Source organism: Chitinophaga sp., from assembly GCF_017745275.1.
Taxonomy (GTDB): Bacteria; Bacteroidota; Bacteroidia; order Chitinophagales; family Chitinophagaceae; genus Chitinophaga.
On record NZ_JAGHZS010000005.1, the window covers coordinates 272,636 to 285,672 of the forward strand.

10 protein-coding genes are annotated in these 13,037 nt (G+C 47.3%); 1 reads left to right on the plus strand and 9 read right to left on the minus strand.

What is annotated here, in order from left to right; translation table 11 throughout:
- Nucleotides 1–44 precede the first annotated feature (44 nt).
- The gene (locus J7623_RS16130) at nucleotides 45–1,742 is read left to right on the plus strand and encodes a hybrid sensor histidine kinase/response regulator (protein WP_291922145.1); all 1,698 of its coding nucleotides are present in this window, start codon (nucleotides 45–47) and stop codon (nucleotides 1,740–1,742) included.
- On the opposite strand, the gene J7623_RS16135 is transcribed toward J7623_RS16130, so the two are convergent.
- The 9 genes from J7623_RS16135 to J7623_RS16175 form a co-directional block, all read right to left on the minus strand.
- The gene (locus J7623_RS16135; RefSeq protein WP_291922147.1) at nucleotides 1,743–2,708 is read right to left on the minus strand and encodes a hypothetical protein; all 966 of its coding nucleotides are present in this window, start codon (nucleotides 2,706–2,708) and stop codon (nucleotides 1,743–1,745) included. It lies immediately after the preceding gene.
- A gap of 209 nt (nucleotides 2,709–2,917) precedes the next feature.
- A complete protein-coding gene (locus J7623_RS16140; RefSeq protein WP_291922151.1) occupies nucleotides 2,918–5,293 on the minus strand; it encodes an ABC transporter permease in 2,376 nt (791 codons plus the stop codon).
- A gap of 162 nt (nucleotides 5,294–5,455) precedes the next feature.
- Complete coding sequence (locus J7623_RS16145) at nucleotides 5,456–6,781, minus strand: amidohydrolase family protein (RefSeq protein WP_291922154.1); 1,326 nt, start codon at nucleotides 6,779–6,781, stop codon at nucleotides 5,456–5,458.
- A gap of 199 nt (nucleotides 6,782–6,980) precedes the next feature.
- Nucleotides 6,981–8,030, minus strand: a complete 1,050-nt coding sequence (locus tag J7623_RS16150; protein ID WP_291922156.1) for a trypsin-like peptidase domain-containing protein — start codon at nucleotides 8,028–8,030, stop codon at nucleotides 6,981–6,983.
- 121 nt (nucleotides 8,031–8,151) lie between these two features.
- On the minus strand, nucleotides 8,152–8,406 hold the full coding sequence (locus J7623_RS16155; protein ID WP_291922159.1) for a hypothetical protein: 255 nt from the start codon (nucleotides 8,404–8,406) through the stop codon (nucleotides 8,152–8,154).
- An 18-nt stretch (nucleotides 8,407–8,424) separates the two neighbouring features.
- Entirely contained in the window at nucleotides 8,425–9,060 is a 636-nt protein-coding gene (locus J7623_RS16160) for a hypothetical protein (RefSeq protein ID WP_291922162.1), read from the minus strand.
- Between the two features lie 19 nt (nucleotides 9,061–9,079).
- Nucleotides 9,080–11,122: a TonB-dependent receptor gene (locus J7623_RS16165; RefSeq protein ID WP_291922165.1), complete on the minus strand. Its 2,043-nt coding sequence runs from the start codon at nucleotides 11,120–11,122 to the stop codon at nucleotides 9,080–9,082.
- A 98-nt stretch (nucleotides 11,123–11,220) separates the two neighbouring features.
- A complete protein-coding gene (locus J7623_RS16170) occupies nucleotides 11,221–11,922 on the minus strand; it encodes a LytTR family DNA-binding domain-containing protein (RefSeq protein ID WP_291922167.1) in 702 nt (233 codons plus the stop codon).
- Nucleotides 11,919–12,944 (minus strand): histidine kinase, encoded by a 1,026-nt coding sequence (locus J7623_RS16175; RefSeq protein ID WP_291922173.1) that lies wholly within the window; start codon nucleotides 12,942–12,944, stop codon nucleotides 11,919–11,921. Before J7623_RS16175 ends, J7623_RS16170 begins: the two co-directional genes overlap by 4 nt.
- Nucleotides 12,945–13,037: the final 93 nt, after the last annotated feature.

A 13,037-nucleotide genomic window follows, 5' to 3' on the forward strand; every position in this document is an offset into this window, starting at 1 on the left:
CGTCATGTTATCATCCCACAAAAGCCTCTCAAAATAATAACCATATGGATACTCGCCAATTATTTCACCACGTTGTGAATGCCGGTACTTCCCGACAGGAAGAAGCGCAGGCTAAGGTGACCAGGATGGTCAATACTTTTTCAGTGATTACCACTACGCTTTGTTTGCTTTTTGGTGCGTTGATCTATTGGGGTACGGGTAAAATAGAGTTATTGATCCCGGCTTACATTGAAGCAGCGTTGTTCATTGGCGTATTGCTGCTGAACATAGCCAATAAACCTGTATTGGCCAGTATATCCTTTGTGGCTATTAATAATGTGGCGATTGTATACTTTAGTGGGGTAATGGGGATGTTAACGGAAGTACACCTGTTGTTCCTGTTTTTATTGGGCGCCTCGCTGATGATATTCCGGACCCGTGCCCTGGTGATAGCCAGTATAGTGGTGGCGGTTTTATCAGTGATAGCCTGCGAAATTAACTATTACATGAACGTTGTGCCGCCAATGGCCATGGGACACGAACAGCAATTTATCATCCGCTGGATTACGCTGCCGGCTATCCTTTTGCTGGACGTTGCTACTGTCTTCCTGTATGTAAGAAGGTTAAAAACGCTCAACAACAAACTGGTGAAGGCTACCGACGAAAAAACCATTTTTGTACGGGAAACCAGCCATGAAATCCGTAACCCGCTGAATGCTATTTATGGTATCAGCCAGGATCTGTTGATGAAGGTGCATAAGGAAGAGCGATATGCGGACATCCGTCCGGAAGTAGAACACCTGTATTCTGCTACCCATAACGTATTACAAATTATTAATAATGTGCTGGCTATTTCCCGGATTGAGGGAGGCGCTTCACACGACCTGCATCCGGAGGCATTCAATATCCGGGAACTGATTACAGACAAAGTCATTGTATACCAATACATTGCCGACCTTCGCGGTATCCGGATCAAAGCGGATATCCGCGAAGGGATGCCGGCGTCTATAGTGGCGGATAAAGGCAAGCTCACACAGGTATTGAATAACCTGTTGTTTAATGCCATCAAATTTACCCGTACCAATAGTGTGGTAAGTATTACTGTTTTGAGAGATGGGGACCTTTGGCAGTTTCACGTAAAAGATCAGGGCCCGGGAATACCGGAACAAGAGCTGCTATCGGTATTTATGCCATTTAAGGCAGGAAAAAGCGAGTTTGAGGGTACCGGGTTGGGATTGCCTATCACGAAGAAATACGTGGAGTTAATGGGCGGAAAAATCACGGTCAACAGCGTACTGCACGAAGGAGCCACCTTTGTGGTGCAACTGCCGCTGGCAGAGCCGGAAAAACCAGTAGTGGCAAAGGGCGCTTCTTTTATGGAGCTGACCCTGCACAAGGGGCTGAAAGGGCTGGTGATCGACGACAGTGAAATGAGTCAGCTGGTATTGGCTAATTTTCTGCGTAAGCTGGGCTTTAATACACTGGTAGCCGGAAGCGGTGTAGAAGGGATTAACAAGGCAATGGATGAAAAACCGGACGTTATTTTCATAGATAGTTATATGCCGGGACTTAGCGGAAGCGATACGATAAAGCGATTCCGGGAAATACCTGCGTTTAAAGACATTCCGGTGATTGCGGTATCGGGGGATGCTTTCCAGGAATCGATCGATGATATGCTTGGGGCAGGCGCCAGTGAATACATTTCCAAGCCTATTGATCTACGGCTGCTGAACAGCACCCTGAATAAACTGTTACCACAATAATTAAGCATACACATACTGGTAGCGGGTAGTATCCTGGCTACTCCAGTCTATATTTCCTTTCATCATACGGCCAAGTGCCAGTACATACTCTTCCAGTACAGGTTTTACGGTATTGGAACAGAGTGCTGTGAGTACATCTGCCGTATTATTAAACAGCGCTACTTCCGAGTTGTGGATACGGACAGCCTGTTCTACGGCTTGTTCCAATGTAAGCTGATGATGATGCTTGAGCAGCATTACCAGGTTCAGTTCATCTCCTCCTTCCAGTTCCTTCGAAAATGAATAAAGGTCGTTTGCCCAGCAGATGGTGCGACTGCAATACAATCCCAGGCTTTTTACCTGTTTGTTGGCCCGCAGGTCTGCCGGCAAATTGATTTCGCCTACCAGTGTGGCGAGGTCCAGGAAGAAGTTGGCACCGCCGATTTGTGGCCGGAAACGGATGTAATCGTTTAGTGAAATACTCCGGGCATTGTCTACATGCTTCATGCGCCACATATTGGCCATAAAGGCATCTTTAAGGCTACGGGCAAAGCGGGCCTGCCAGCCTCTGTTACTGATTTGCCGCATCCGTTGCCAGATGTCGCTCATGGCAGCCAGGATAGGACCCCCGGTAGCCAGTGTAAACGTTTTGTTCACTTCCAGCACCTGCATCATCTGGTATACCATGCGCTCAAAGCCGGTATTAAATTCGTTGGGCGCCAAAGCGTCCAGGTGGTCGTCCCAGAGGAATAACAGCGTGTTGAAATCGCTCGCAATGCATAACGAAAACAGGGAAGCATTCGGGAACATGCGGGCCACCATCCAGGTGAATTTCTGTTGATGATAATGTTCCCAGGTAGCATGGTCTTTTACGAGTTGGAAAGCATGTACCCAATCGGTAGTGTGTTGATCCGCTTCATATACCTGCGGATGGAGTGTTTCAGGGAACGGGCAGTAGAGTTCCGGACCGGAAATTGTTGATAGCATGACAAATTGCATTTAAAAGTGAATAGATAAAAGTTGATCTTGTTTGTGACGGGAGTAATGACAAATGACATTTAGTGGTTTTCTTTCCCAGATTACAAATGTATTAATGTAGCGGAGTAAGCCCGCAAAAAGAATAGGGGATAACATGAAAAGGGGACTACCATATTGAATGGTAGTCCCCTTGTAACTTATAGGTTGAAATGGTAAGTCTATTCGGCTTTGAGGGTTTTCACCGGATTCATCAATGCGGTTTTAATGGCGGTATATCCAACAGTAATGGTGACTACACAAATGGAAATAAATATGGCGAGTACAAACACACCGGCGCCCAGGTTTATCCGGTAAGCGAAAGTGTGAAGCCATTGATTCATGATAAGCCAGGCCAGTGGCGCGGCAATCACAAAAGCGGTCAGCAGCAGGTAAAGAAATTCTTTGCTGAACAGCCATATAATATTTTCAACACTGGCGCCCAGTGTTTTCCGGATGCCCACTTCCCTGGTGCGTTGTGCGGCCATAAAGGATACGAGGCCATATAATCCAATACAGCCAATGATGATGGAGATGCTGGTGAACAGTTGAATGAGCCGGAAAATCATCATATCCAGTTTATAAAATCCGGCCATTTGTTCATCGAGGAAGCGGTATTTATAGAAGTGCTGCGGGTATACGTCTTTCCACGCGGCGGCAATGGCCGGCATCATTTTCCGGAGCTGGCGCATATCAACTTTTACAGCGCATTTGCTGTAGTTGTCGTGGATAGTAGAGATGAAGATCGGATCTATGGCTTCATGGAAGGACCGGGTATGGAAGTCTTTTACTACGCCTACAACTATGCCTTGACCGCCGTTAATTACCATAGATTTACCGATGATAGCCTCGTTGGAAGGCAGTTGCAGATTTTTTACCGTGGTTTCATTCACCAGGAATTCACGGGCAGTATCTGAAGGCAGCAGATTGCGGCCTGCCACCAGTTGTAGCCCGAAGGTACGCACATAGCCGGTGTCGGCAGCCCGGTTGAAAATAGCATTTTTTTCAGCGGTGGTGCGGGTATCGAATTTCATGCTGGTAGCAGAGGCCTTGTCTGCAGCGGGTGCATTGCCGCAAAAAGTGAGTTGTTCTACGCCCGGTATCTGCGATAATAACGTATGTAAGGTGCTTAGTTTTGCCACCTCATTATCCGGTAGCGGTAACATCAGGATGGCATCTTTCCGGAAGCCGGGATCACTTTCCACAGAATAGCGCATTTGGTTGGCTACTACAATGGTACCGATGATAAGTAATTGAGAAATCGCAAACTGGGTTACCACCAGCCCTTTTCTAAATAAGGCGCCGCCGGTACTTTGTCGCGCCAGTTTGTTTTTCAATGCCTGTATCGGTTGAAAACCGGCAATGACGAGCCCGGGGTAAGCACCGGACAGTAATACCACCACTATAAAAAGCAGGGGTAAAAAAAGCAGGAGATAGTGGTCGCCCAGGATATTGATATGCAGTTGTATTTCGAAGAGCTGGTTGACATAGGGGAGCGTTACCAATGCCAGCAAATAAGCGAGCAACATGGCAATCAATACCACGAGCGCTGTTTCTGACAGGAACTGTACAAAAATTTGTCCCCGGAGGCCACCCAATACTTTACGAAGACCAATTTCCTTTGAACGCTTCATGGCCTGGGCGATGCTGAGGTTCACGAAATTAATACAGGTGGTAATGATGAGTAGCAGCCCAATGAGCGCTATTATCCACAGGTTTTTCTTCGCAATATAACCATTGAGTTGGGGGTTGAAATGTATGTCATTCAATGGCTGTAATTCGAACCTGAATAATTTGGAAGAAGTAGCATCATAATATTTGGAAGAAACTGCCGGTAAAAGTTTGTTGTTTACATCGGCTGCTTTAACACCAGGCTTCAGTAATACAAAGCATTGTAATCCCCTGTTAACGCTCATCCACCAGTCTTTTTCTACCAGCCAGGGGGAATGGTTTTGCAGGTTATCGAAAGGAAAATATACTTCCGCGCGGAAGTCAGTATTATCAGGGATATCTTTCAACACTGCGGTGATGGTGAACTGCAGGCTGTCGTCGAGGTGAATTAATTGGCCGATGACATCTGTAGTACCAAAATATTTTTTTGCAATTCGCGCTGTGACGGCAGCAGTGAAAGGCGCTTTTAATGTGGTGGCGGTGGAGCCGCTCAGCAGCGGAAAGTAGAAGATATTGAAAAAGGAAGGATCCGCGAAAGCAATTTCTTCTTCAAACTTTTTATCAGGTGTTGTCATCACCACTCTTTTACCCATGGACGCTACGCGCGACAATTGCTCCGTTACGCCAAAATCATGTTGAAAAGCGTCGCCCATAGGAGATGGGGCGCCTGTGGAATACCTTACTTTTTCTTCATGAAAGGCAGTAACGATCCTGTATACCCTATCCTTGTTGTGATGGAAAGTATCAAAGCTCAGGTGATACTTGACCATGGTGAAAATGAGTATTACACAGGCGATGCCGAGTGCAAGGCCTGCTATATTGATGATGGTATGTGTTCTGAATCGTTTTAAATTCCGCCAGGCAGCTTTGAAGTAGTTTGTGAGCATGATATTAGGGTTGATTGCTTCCTGTTGTTAAAAAAGATGCCAGTCAGAAAGCTAACAGATTATCAGTTATTTTAGATTTGTTATATTTTTTAATATGTCCGGATTTGCACACTTGTTTGTCCGCTTTTGCGGATGTAATAAGTTGGCCTTGCAATGCGTGTATCAGGGCTGCAGGGGGCCCTTGCTGACAGCAATCCCGGCTTTATATACCGCCGCAATGTTCCGGGTGTTCCTGATGTGTTGTGCAGGGTTGGCATTGAGCAATAGAAAGTCGGCCGTTTTGCCGGGAGCAATGGTTCCGAAATGTTGTTGTATATGCAGGGCGATGGCAGCGTTTTTGGTAGCCGCCGTGATGGCTTGTAACGGTGTAAACCCGGCCTGTACCAGCAACTCCATTTCCAGGTGCTCTGAAAAGCCCTGTGCACGTACCGGCTGCGCGCCGGAATCGGTACCAAGCGCCACCAGTATACCGGCATCTGCCATCTTTTTTACATTCTTTAACGCTATTTCAAAGGCATGTACATTTCGTTGATAGGCAGGTGAATTTTTGAGATTGTCCTGGTAGCCGGATGATGTGATCATTTCATATGTGCCGGGTTCCAGGGATGCTTTGAAAAAAGGATCATTGATCCAATCGGGTCTACGGGCATAGATATACGCATATTCATCGAGGGAGAGGGTGGGAATATAAATGGTGCCTTGCTTTTTCATTTGTTGCAGCAGGGCAGCATCTGCTTCCTGGTCGCGGATACTGTGTGCTATGATATCAAGCCCGTTGTTTACGAGGTGATGGGCATCAGCCAGGTAGTAGAGATGTGCGGCTACGCGTATATGTTGTTGATGTGCGCGGGTGATGATGGCTTTGTAAATGTTGCTATCCATTTTGGCTGCGGAGCCGCCAAAATCATCTACCCACATTTTGATAACGGTGGGGTGGAGTACGGCAACAGCATCGAGGTCGCTGATGGCTTCCGCTGGCGTAGCAGGATGGTATATTTTTTTCATGGGCGGTGGCCCTTTAACAGCGGCAAAGCCGTAGCCCGCGGAGTACAGGCGGGCACCTGGCAGGAGGCCATTGACGGAAGAGTCACGCAGGCCGCTATGAAACAGCATGGGTTCATCAGAACCCATCACGAGTATGTTGGTAACACCATAGTCCTGGTATTTTTTCAATTGTGCGAGTATGTTTTCGCGGGTATAAGGGTTGTTTTTATCACCACCAATCATACCTATATGTACATGGCTGCTGATGAGTGCAGGCATCACGGTTTTTCCCCGGCCGTTGATTACCGTGGCGCCGTTGGCTAATTGCCCGGGACCGATTTTGGCGATGACGCCATTTTTAATCAGTATATCCGTAGCCGTTATAGGTGTGCCACCGTTGCCATCTATGAGGGTTACATTTTTAAGCAGGAGTATATTGTTTTCCGGAGGCGCCGGCTGAAAGGAAAACAGGACGATGAGGAGTAGTAACAGATAGTTTTTCATAGTCGCAGTATTCAGGATAGGAATGTACGCATTTCTCGCAAAGGCGCAAAGGAGCAAAGAATATTGAAGCGAATTTTAAGCTCGCAAAGTAAGAAGATCACATAATGGTTATACACATGATTGTTATGTAAGCGTCCTCTTTGTGAGCTTAAAATTCGCTTCAATATTCTTTGCTCCTTTGCGCCTTTGCGAGAAAAGATTATTGTTTAATTTCTCCGGGTATTACGGTGATGGTGAGTTTTCTGCCACCGCGTAAAACATCTACCGGCACTTTTTTCCCGATTTGTTTATCGGACAGCAGCAGGTGGAGATCATCCACGGCTGCAACGGGCTTACCATCGAAGGCGATGATAATGTCGCCGATATGCAATTCGGAGTTGTAGAAATTTCCGTCTGGTACGGTTTCAAAAACGTAGACCCCTGTTTGGACGGATAATTTATTGGCGGCAATCATGCGGCTGCTGAGGTTCACCGGTTGTGCGGCGATGCCCAGTTGTGCCCTTCTGATTTTGCCGTGCAGGATCAGTTGACCTGCGATCTGGGCGGCCAGGTTGGAGGAGATGGCGAAGCAGAGCCCCTGTGCGGAGGCGATGACCGCGGTATTTACGCCGATGACCTGTCCCATAGAATTGACCAGCGGACCGCCGCTGTTGCCCGGGTTAAGGGCAGCGTCGGTTTGTATCACATTGTCGATCAGCCGGCCATTGCTGGCGCGGAGGGTGCGTCCCAAAGCGCTCACCACTCCGGCGGTGACCGTATATTGTAATCCCATCGGATTGCCAATAGCGATGGCGATCTGTCCGACCTGTAAAGTGGAAGAATCGGCTAATGGCATTGCTTTAAGCCCCGATTCATCAATTTTCAGTACGGCAATATCTGTGGAAGGATCGGCACCTTTGATTTCTGCGCTGACTCTTCTGCCATCTACAAAAGATACTTTAATGCTGTCTGCATTTTCTACCACGTGATTGTTGGTAATGATGAAACCATCAGAAGATATAATGAAGCCGGAGCCAGTACCTCCCTGCGTGCGCTTTTCCCGCGTACGCTGATCGCTTACTTTTTTCTGTACTTCTATGTGTACCACTGATTCAGCCACCGTACCCACTACACCGGTAACGGTCTGGGAATAGGCATCTAATAAACTCCTATCGTTCGACGCCTGGTGCGTTAGAAATGAAATTGAGTTATCCATAATGCAGAGGCGCTCAAATTTATCTCCAGACTGCGGCAGATGCCGTTTTGGCATTGTTGGCGCCGGTATTATGTCATCATTGCTGCAGGGAGATAGCAATGGTCGCAATTATGGCGGGTTAACTACTCATTTAAATGATCGCTGCCCGCATATCGGGGCAGCGATCCAGGTTTGTTTAAGGCTGAGGAGCCGTTGTTTTTACTTCTTCCCGATCATGACACCAGGGGCCATTACCATGATGATGGGCAAATGCCATTCTCATAAAGAGGACATTGCTGATAAAGAAGAGTACAATGACCAGTATGGTGGCTACCCTGCCAATGATACGGAGGGTCGGTTTTTTCGAAAAGCCGCCAAAAATGTTCCCGATGATAAACACCATACACGCAACAAACAGGATGCGTAGTATGATCAAAATCCCAAATCCCATAATCTTTTCATTTAAACGTTATTTGAATTTGCTCAGCAGCGCTTCGTCTTCTGCTTTACCCCAGTGCGGATCTGTGCCGGTAGCCGGAGTAGCCAGTTGCTGCAGGCTTTGTGTAGCCAGTTGTTTGGCCAGGTCTTTATCGCCACCCCACATCCTGGGCGTATAGTATTTTACCCATGCAGTCACGAACATCGCTCTTGGATTTTGTGCATCCAATGTTTTGGCCTGTTTCAGGGCCTGTTCGGAAAGGGTACCATATTTACGGCCATAGCTCATGGGGTTGATAAATACCTTGGTACGATATACCATGCTCAATACCGTATATACTTCTGCTGCTTCTTTCGGTTGTTTGGCAGCGTCTAATAAGGCCAGTGCTTTTTTTGCCTGTTCCTCGCCGCGGACGCTGTAGGGTTCAATTTTTTCGCCATCATCCTGTAAAAGGAAGCCAATTTTTGCGTTACAAAATGCCGCATAGTAAGGCGCCAGCCAAGCCGGTTGTTCAGTGATACCAAGGAATGTTTTCTCCAGTGTTTCATAGTCTTTTACCGTTTGGGCCTGATCCAGTTTCGCTACCGCCTGCTGTAAGGCATTGGATTGTGCAAACCCGCTATAGGTAACGAATAAAACGGCCAGGCAAATCAATAATTTTTTCATTTTTCTTTTTTTGTGAGGTTTATAAATTGTTATTTAAAAAGTCGTCGGTACGGTCAATGCCGAAACTCATGAATATGCCGATAAAAAAACTTCGTGTAGCCGGCAACGTGATAGGCTGTTTAACCATTCCATTGTAGCTATAGTTGTAGCCGAACACCTGCCTGGTGCCGGTGAGATTGTTGATGCCCATCGCCACACCGGAGAAGTCTTTCCATTTTTTGTTTTTAATAAAAGAGCAAAGCCAGGCCACATGCAGGTTTACTGCATTATACCCTTTGGTGGTACCCTGATCATCGATACCATTATAATTGATGTGGTAGTAAGGCCGGCCCGTAGCCATGGCCCAGGAAAGATTCACGTTGGTATTGATGTCCGGGAAATATTTTTTAATAGCTATCGTAGCGGTGTGTGGCGCAGCAAACGAGGGCCGTAACTGGTATGGATAGTTGAGAAAATCACGTTTGGTATCGAGATAAGTATATGTTATCCAGTAATCCAGGTTTTTGATACTTTTCTTATCGCGCCAGAATAATTCCACGCCCTGCGCATAGCCTTTCCCGTTATTGCTGAGCGTTGGTATAGTTTTCACGAGATCCTGGTATTGCTTGTAATATACTTCCACCCGGAAGAAGCGGTTATTAGCTTTCTTCGTATAGTTCAGGATGTAGTGGGAAGCACTGGAAAAATTAAGCTGGTTCGGCTGGTACAGGTAATCATTTGCCGGCTCCTGGTAAAAGATGCCATAGGCCAGGTTAAACTGGCTGCCATCGCGTAACCGGTAGGCCAGGCTGGCGCGTGGTGCCACCACTGTTTTTTGTAACAGGGAGGAATATTCCATCCTGGCGCCCACTTTCGCGGCGAGATTATCGGCCAGGTAAATATCGCCTTCTGCAAATACCGCGGTGAGATGATCGGTCACCCGCAGGAGGCTGTCGTTAGACCGGCCATGATCGTGGGTATAGAACTGTTCTGCTCCAAAGCGTAGCGCCTGTCCCTGTGGAAAGAAATGTGAGATCACCAGCCTGCCCTGTGCAAAATCTGTTTCCAGGTTGCGGTCACTGGTTTTATAACTGTAAGGGATATACGGAATCGCCACCACATTTCCTTTTTCATTGGTGAGATGCAGGTTATTTTCCTGGCGGTTATAGCTATAGGCTGCACCGGCTTCCAGCTTCCAATTCTGGCTCAGGTAGCTGCGGAAGCTGAGGTTGTTATAACTATTCCATCCGCGCACCTGGTAGCCGGCTTTAAGGGCGACACTATCGATGTCCGGATTATTCATGCCCACATCGCTGTGTCCCCAGCCACTGTAGAGTTTCAGCATACCCGTTTTACCTGTTTTGATCCGGAAGTTGACATTGCCATCCATGTAAATGGGGCCACTGAAATAATCCGGCTTTTGCGGAACAATGTTGTTGTAAAGCGATTGATTGCCATAGTTCAGGTTGAAGCCGAAGCTGCTGCGATTATTTTTAGCGAGGTGCTGCATACCGGCGCCGAGAACGGTGGGGAACAGAAAAAAACGCGCGGATGTTTTTTCCGGAAGATCTTCGCTTTCCAGTATCAGTGCACTGCTCATGGCGCCGCCATATAAGGCAGAGTAGCCGCCGGTGCTGAATAAGATGCCTCTGAACAGAAAAGGGTTAATACGGGCGGCTTGTGGTACTCCTGGCACGGAAGGATAGTTAGGCGTACGTAGCAAGGTACCGTCTATAAACTGCCGCGTTTCTTCGCTGGTGCCGCCGCGCACAAACAAGCCTTCCTGTTCGCCGATTTGCTGGGCGCCGGGAAGCGAGCGTAACGCAAGACTGATATCGCCGTTACTGCCTGCAACGGTGACGGCTTCAATTGGAGTAAGGGAAGCCCCTTTGGCGCGGTCGCTGGCTTCAAAAGCGCCTGCACTGATCACTACTTCATGCAGTGCGCGTTTACTTTTAATAGCAGTATCGGCCACGGCAGGAGTGGAGTCTGCCACGGGTTTAAGCGTGGAGCCTGCTGCCGGCTTGTTTTGCGCTGCTGCCGTACCGGCGAATAGCAAGAGTATGATGGTACTTGTTTTCATTACTGTAGCAAGATGTTACAGCAAAACTAGGTCGAAGAACAAGCGCAATTTTGGAGAGTAGACGGGATGGGAAAGTGTTGCGACAAAACGGGCAATCCTTAGGTATGCAGTAGCCGGTTGACATTCTCTTTATAAAATTCGCTCACCGGAATTTCTATGTCACCGATACAAACGAGGTCACGCTTGATCGTGGTAATTTTTTGTTTCGCGACCAGGTAAGACTTATGTGTGCGTATAAAAGCGGCTGCCGGCAGTTTGTCTTCCATGGCCTTCATGGTCATGCGGGTGAGTATAGGTTTGGGGGTATTGGAGAGATGAATTTTGACATAATCTTTCAGCGCTTCGATATAGTCGATGTTGGCGGCAACTATTTTTACCTGTGTATATTCCACGTTGACAAAAAATGCGTAACTATCATCAACAACGGGTGTGCTGGCTTGTTTCAGCCGGTGGAGTTCATTAGCACGGTTGCAGGCTCTCAGAAAACGTTCAAAGCTAAACGGTTTCAGGAGGTAGTCTACCACCTGCAAATGGAAGCCTTCCAGGGCGTATTGTTCATAGGCGGTTACCAGTATCACCATGGGCGGCTGTTGAAGGGATTGTAGTAATTGTAATCCATTCAGTCGCGGCATTTGTATATCGAGGAAGAGGAGATCTATTTGTTCGTGTTGCAATACTTCCAGTGCCTCCATGGCGTTTTTGCAGGTTTTTACCAAATGGAGAAAAGGCACCTGCCGGATATTATCTTCCAGCAGTTCCCGCACGAGTTGTTCATCGTCTATGGCTATGCAACGTATCATGTGAGCTGTAAAGTTAAGGTAATATGGAAAACAGGAGGCTGTTTGCTGATGAGGAGCTGATGTTTGCCCGGGTACAGCAGTTGTAGCCGGGATTGTACATTGGCCAGCCCTATGCCGGAGTTTTCATCTTTGCTTGCAGAAGGATCGTTATCGAACTGGTTTTTTACTTCGAAGGTGAGCTGATCACCAGTGGCGATTAACTGAACATCAATTTCCGGCCGTTGCGTATAGCCGGTACCGTGCTTGAAGGCATTTTCCACGAAGGGAATCAGCAGCATGGGTTCTATGGTATGATGCGCCGCATTGGGAGCTACCTGGATATTATGGCGGATGTCTACATCATTCCCGAAGCGGAGTTGTTGCAGGGCAATATAGCTGTTGAGGTAAGTTACTTCTTTCGTGAGCAATACTTTTTTGCCGGTGGTATCATACAGCATGTAGCGCATGAGGTCGGAAAGCATGATGAGCGCGGGTTCCAGCTGATCCGATTTTTTGCGGGCCAGGGATACCAGGTTGGTCAGCACGTTGAACAGGAAATGGGGACTTACCTGGGAACGCAGGAACTTTAGTTCGGTGCTGAGTTGTGCTGCCTGCTGCTCTTTTTGTATCCTGTCTTTTTGTATCCTGTCTACTACTTTACAATACACCAGGCTGATGATGTAAGTGCCGATGGAAGGTGCAAATACAAACCGGTAGGAAGAGGTGTCTCTGAGTACCATTGGGAATCCATGTGCCATGATGCTGTACTTCAGCGGGAAAGAGCCGCCAATTAATACGATCACGGAAAGTATATACAACCACCAGTAACGTTTATTCCATAGTCGCGGGTAAAGCAACAGCGAATTAGCGTAAAAAATACCCATATGGATAAAGCCACAGATGGTAAAGAACAAACCCGGAAAAGTACCGATGCGGTAGTCGTTGGCGGCATTGGAAACGATGTAGGGAAGCAACAGCAATACACTCCATATCAATATATGGAGGGCGATAAAAATTTTTTTGAATGGCGCAGAAATACTCATGGTGAAACGTACCTTAAAACTACTGTTTTTTTAATGGGAATACCGGATGCCTGGCAAATTTAGCACCATAGCGGTTGTATAGGAGCCGTGTAT